Below are 3,908 nucleotides of genomic sequence, written 5' to 3' on the forward strand. Positions count from 1 at the left end.
ATTCGCCGTCCCATCAAACGGCTTACCCGCTATCGTTCGTGCTGTAGCCAGTTTTGTCGCAGCTACAGCCGTGCCTGTTGTCGATAACGCACCAATATTCGCCAAACTTGCGGTCATTGCTGCCGCGCCGGCAGCTTTGATTTCAGAAAGGTTGCTATTTATTTGTAATGCGCCATTCGCTCGGCTTACTGTTGTTAACAAATTCAAATTTGTAATAGCAGCGATTACAGCGGTTGGCCCTGCGGCGGCTATCTCTGATAAGTTCTCAGCGATTTTTAAGCCTGCATCACTCACTGTTTTAATCGCCTTTGGCGTCGCAGCAAGTAATTCGCTGGAGCTATTTGTTAAGCTGCTAAGCTGAACAACCCCTTTTTGAGTCGTTGAAGCGGCTGGTAAGTTGCTGCTGGAATACGTCTTAATCGCGAGTTCTAAATTAGTCAGTAACGCTGAAACGTCACCGTTATCCATTACATCATTCCCTGACTGGCTGGCGATAAAATCGGCCAAAGCAGATGCTATGAAAGATGATTGACGCCACACTTTATTTAATTGCTCGGACTTTGCCACGCCTGACGAGAACCCACCGGAACGTGCCGCCAGTGCCTCATATTCTGCCTGTGATAAGACATTGGACTCGACACCGAGACCAAACGGGAGAATTTCATTCTTAGCCATGTGCTTTCCTTAATGATAAACCCCATGATGATCTGTCAAATCCTGAGGAATACTCGTTATCTAAATCGAAGCCAAATAACGCCCCAGCCTCGGTTGAAATGATGTAATTAGTCACGCCGACACCGGCCGGTTTTACGTCTAAATATCCTTGGGCAATAACGGCCCGCATCACTGATGAGATTTGCTCACCGGCAATGTAAATAGTCATTGTCATGTCGAAGTTATCGACGGCGAATATCTTGGTGCGCCCGTCAGGGAAAATGCTCTGATAGATATCACTGAGAGTTTCGACGGTCCCGTCCCAGTGGTTAGCCTGTATCTTTGCCCGAAGTATCGTGCGGTAGGTCTCATCGTCCAATCGAGTAAAGCCGGTTAACGAGTCATACGGCCCTTTCCAGCTTCCCAAATCAAAACCCAGCCCCTCGGTATCCATTGAGAAATAAACATCGGTTATCGGGGTTCTGATGTTCCGACCAATACCCACCCACAAGCCGACAGCATCCTCTTGATTGCCTACTGAGCTATCGAGGTCAAAGTCGGTTGTAAGTTGGTTTGTGGTCTGCTGGATGCCGAGGAACGGCGCGGTGATCAGGGATATATGGTCGTAAAACTTAGGCTTATTTTTGTGATAGGACGTGATGAGACGTTGATATTTAGTCTCGCTCATTAAGTCACCACTAAGTTTATATTCTCCGGCACACAAGCGGCTGCGTCGTTAAAGGCTATCTCTATATTGCTTTCAGATAGTGCCACAGGAGAAATACCGATTTCCAAAAGGGTAATGTCGTAAGTCAGGCGCTCAATGCTGCCATTTAATTGTGCTGGCAGATCGAGGCGTTTTATTCGAACCGGCTCGCCAATCTCTATCTCGTTAATATATTCCGCGATTGAATTTTTAATTGCGGTGCCAATTGATGAGGTATAGCCCTGTAGCGCCTTAATTTCTAGCCGGACATAAACCTGTACAGTGCCTTTCCGGAAGAAATGAATGGGGTGAACAATCCCATATTTATCAGTGATGGGTATTGTTGTTGTTCCGTACGTCCCTGATCCTGGCCCCTTTTTCAGTGCGATGGATTGAGCGATTTCCGTTGCATCACCGCCATCAACCACGATGGAAATCGAGTGACTGGGTATTCCGTTGTTATCGGTAATGCTAGTGTCATTCTCATAACCGCGATACCGCTCAACGCCACTGATGCCCGCGATAGCCCCCAAAATACCATCCAGCACCGTGCGCGACGGTAGCGCCACTGATACCGCCTGCCTGACACGTAGTTCAGCATCCATCTCTACCGGTTTGCCCGGCGTGGCTCCCGTTGGGTTATTGACGCTTAACCAGCCGCGCGTCGGTGTCGCTATTTCTTTCACCGTATTGGCCAGTGCAACAATCGCACCTGGTACCGAACAAATAGCCGTAGCGGTTGCCGTCCCATCCAAACCAATAATCACGCTGGCCGGTAAATCCCAGCGCACACCATCAGCATCCCGCGCCGCGCCGTTGGTTATCACCAGCCCGACGCTGCCAGTAAGCAGTAAATCAACTGTAGAGTTAGTCTCCTTATTACGCTTAATGCCGTTAATTTTCACATTACTGGAAAGGCCATTCCCTACCCCCGTTGCCGGGGAAAATGAGTTATATACAGCAATTGCACTATTATTCGCATCGTGGATTGCCAGCGCGTAAATGCTGACCATTTGCCCGTCTTTACTGTCAGCATCAAGATAACTATCGCTGCCGTAAATCTCTTGGAAATAACTGACTAGAGTGCTGCGGATAGTCTCGAAATCGGGCGCAGTTATCCCCGTGGCGCTGACAATTGCATTCAGCGCTAGCGTATCAAGGTTTAACATTTATGCCTCACTGGTAACGTTTGTGATGCCGTAGATTGTGTCTATTGTTGCGGTGAAAGTGACACGGCGATTATCGCCGTTGTAATTAGCTTCAAATTCCAATATCGAATTAACGCCATGGGTATCAAGAATGCGCTCACGGATAGCCAGGATGTAAACATCAGACCGTTGCTTGCCGAGCACCGACTGGATATAAGGCGTACCCTCAGTCAAATCTAAAAACCATTGGCCGCGCCATAATTCAAAGCGGGTTTTCACCGCCTGAGCGACCGCCTCCGGTGAGTTGATAAGGAATGTGTTATCACCCTGACCGAATGTGTAATCGCCCTGCTCGTCCTCTCTGCGATACCTCATACCGGCCCCCCTGTATCACCGCCGCCAGTTTGCACACCGCTATGTTTGTGAGATTTGAGGCTGACGCCACCAGCAGCAACATCATTAGTGACGGTAATCGGCCCAAGCATAGTAGCGCTGCCACCTGCGTCACCTTTACCTTGGGATAGAGGGCCGTTAATCGTCACCGCTCCATTCAATACAATAGTAGGGGATGTGATTTCCGTGCCACCCTGCGCATTCGCTATTAACTTGCCTAATGTCTGCACGGTTACAGTGTGGTTTGCTGGGTTGATTTCAACATATGCGCCACCATCATCACTGCGGAACTGCGCGGCGCTGGTGCTGATACCGCTGATTTTCTTTGCCTGCGACTGGGGGCCAATGATGGCGAACGCATCAGATAAATCATGTTCACGCCCATCAACGGTTTCCTGTATATCGCCTGACTGATGCCAAAAATCAATGCACCGATCACCAAAAATCAATAGGCATTCATCCCCGGCCTTGATAGGGAATGTCATTGTTACGCCACCACCACGCGGGAACAGAACTGGCACATTAGTCAGCACGGATAGATTTGTTGACTCCCCGCCTGATTCGCCCTTGATGCCGATCTGAATGTCACATGTCACGGAGTCAGCATCAAATGACTGAACAATCCCCGGCATCGATACGCGCAGTTGAGACGACACTGATGATTGTAGAACTCGTAGGGTTTCTGCTAACTCTCCCGCGCGGGAGTCTGTTGATACGGTCATGGAAAAACTCCAATAAAAAACCCGCACATTGGCGGGTTTGATAATTAAATTGAGGCTACTTTATTTAAGAACTGAACATGTTTTATTTATTGCATCACCACGAGGGCGATTATCGGCATCTAGTAGCTGTACGACTTGTTTAATAGATTTTGAATCTTTCGGGAAGATCGTAGTGTAATGATTGTGCATTCCACCGTTAGCCCCCCAAACATCAAACGTAATAACGAGCGAGTCGCCTAGATCACCGTATGAATACTCATCAACAGTGACATTCTCGGTTAGTTC

The 3,908-nt window shown here is 48.6% G+C and carries 6 protein-coding genes; all 6 read right to left on the reverse strand.

Annotated elements, in window-relative coordinates:
- Positions 1–675, reverse strand: a 675-nt coding sequence (locus AEP37_RS22525; protein WP_049615417.1) for a tail fiber protein, incomplete at its 3' end; no start/stop codon positions are given.
- On the reverse strand, positions 668–1,342 hold the full coding sequence (locus tag AEP37_RS22530; protein WP_049615418.1) for a DUF2612 domain-containing protein: 675 nt from the start codon (positions 1,340–1,342) through the stop codon (positions 668–670). The genes AEP37_RS22530 and AEP37_RS22525, both read right to left, overlap by 8 nt.
- Positions 1,342–2,529 (reverse strand): baseplate J/gp47 family protein, encoded by a 1,188-nt coding sequence (locus AEP37_RS22535; RefSeq protein WP_049615419.1) that lies wholly within the window; start codon positions 2,527–2,529, stop codon positions 1,342–1,344. Before AEP37_RS22535 ends, AEP37_RS22530 begins: the two co-directional genes overlap by 1 nt.
- A complete protein-coding gene (locus AEP37_RS22540) occupies positions 2,530–2,883 on the reverse strand; it encodes a thioredoxin domain-containing protein (RefSeq protein WP_049615420.1) in 354 nt (117 codons plus the stop codon).
- Positions 2,880–3,623, reverse strand: coding sequence for a Gp138 family membrane-puncturing spike protein (locus AEP37_RS22545; protein WP_049615421.1), 744 nt, complete (start codon positions 3,621–3,623; stop codon positions 2,880–2,882). Before AEP37_RS22545 ends, AEP37_RS22540 begins: the two co-directional genes overlap by 4 nt.
- A 60-nt stretch (positions 3,624–3,683) precedes the next feature.
- Positions 3,684–3,908, reverse strand: a 225-nt coding sequence (locus AEP37_RS27065) for a hypothetical protein (protein ID WP_049615422.1), incomplete at its 5' end; no start/stop codon positions are given.

It is taken from the genome of Yersinia pekkanenii (assembly GCF_001152565.1).
GTDB classification, from domain to species: Bacteria; Pseudomonadota; Gammaproteobacteria; order Enterobacterales; family Enterobacteriaceae; genus Yersinia; species Yersinia pekkanenii.

Excerpts from the sequence above, each read along its gene's own strand:
- AEP37_RS22535 (WP_049615419.1), bottom strand. The coding sequence starts at position 2,529 with ATGTTAAACCTTGATACGCTAGCGCTGAATGCAATTGTCAGCGCCACG.
- AEP37_RS22530 (WP_049615418.1), bottom strand. The coding sequence starts at position 1,342 with ATGAGCGAGACTAAATATCAACGTCTCATCACGTCCTATCACAAAAAT.
- AEP37_RS22540 (WP_049615420.1), bottom strand. The coding sequence starts at position 2,883 with ATGAGGTATCGCAGAGAGGACGAGCAGGGCGATTACACATTCGGTCAG.
- AEP37_RS22545 (WP_049615421.1), bottom strand. The coding sequence starts at position 3,623 with ATGACCGTATCAACAGACTCCCGCGCGGGAGAGTTAGCAGAAACCCTA.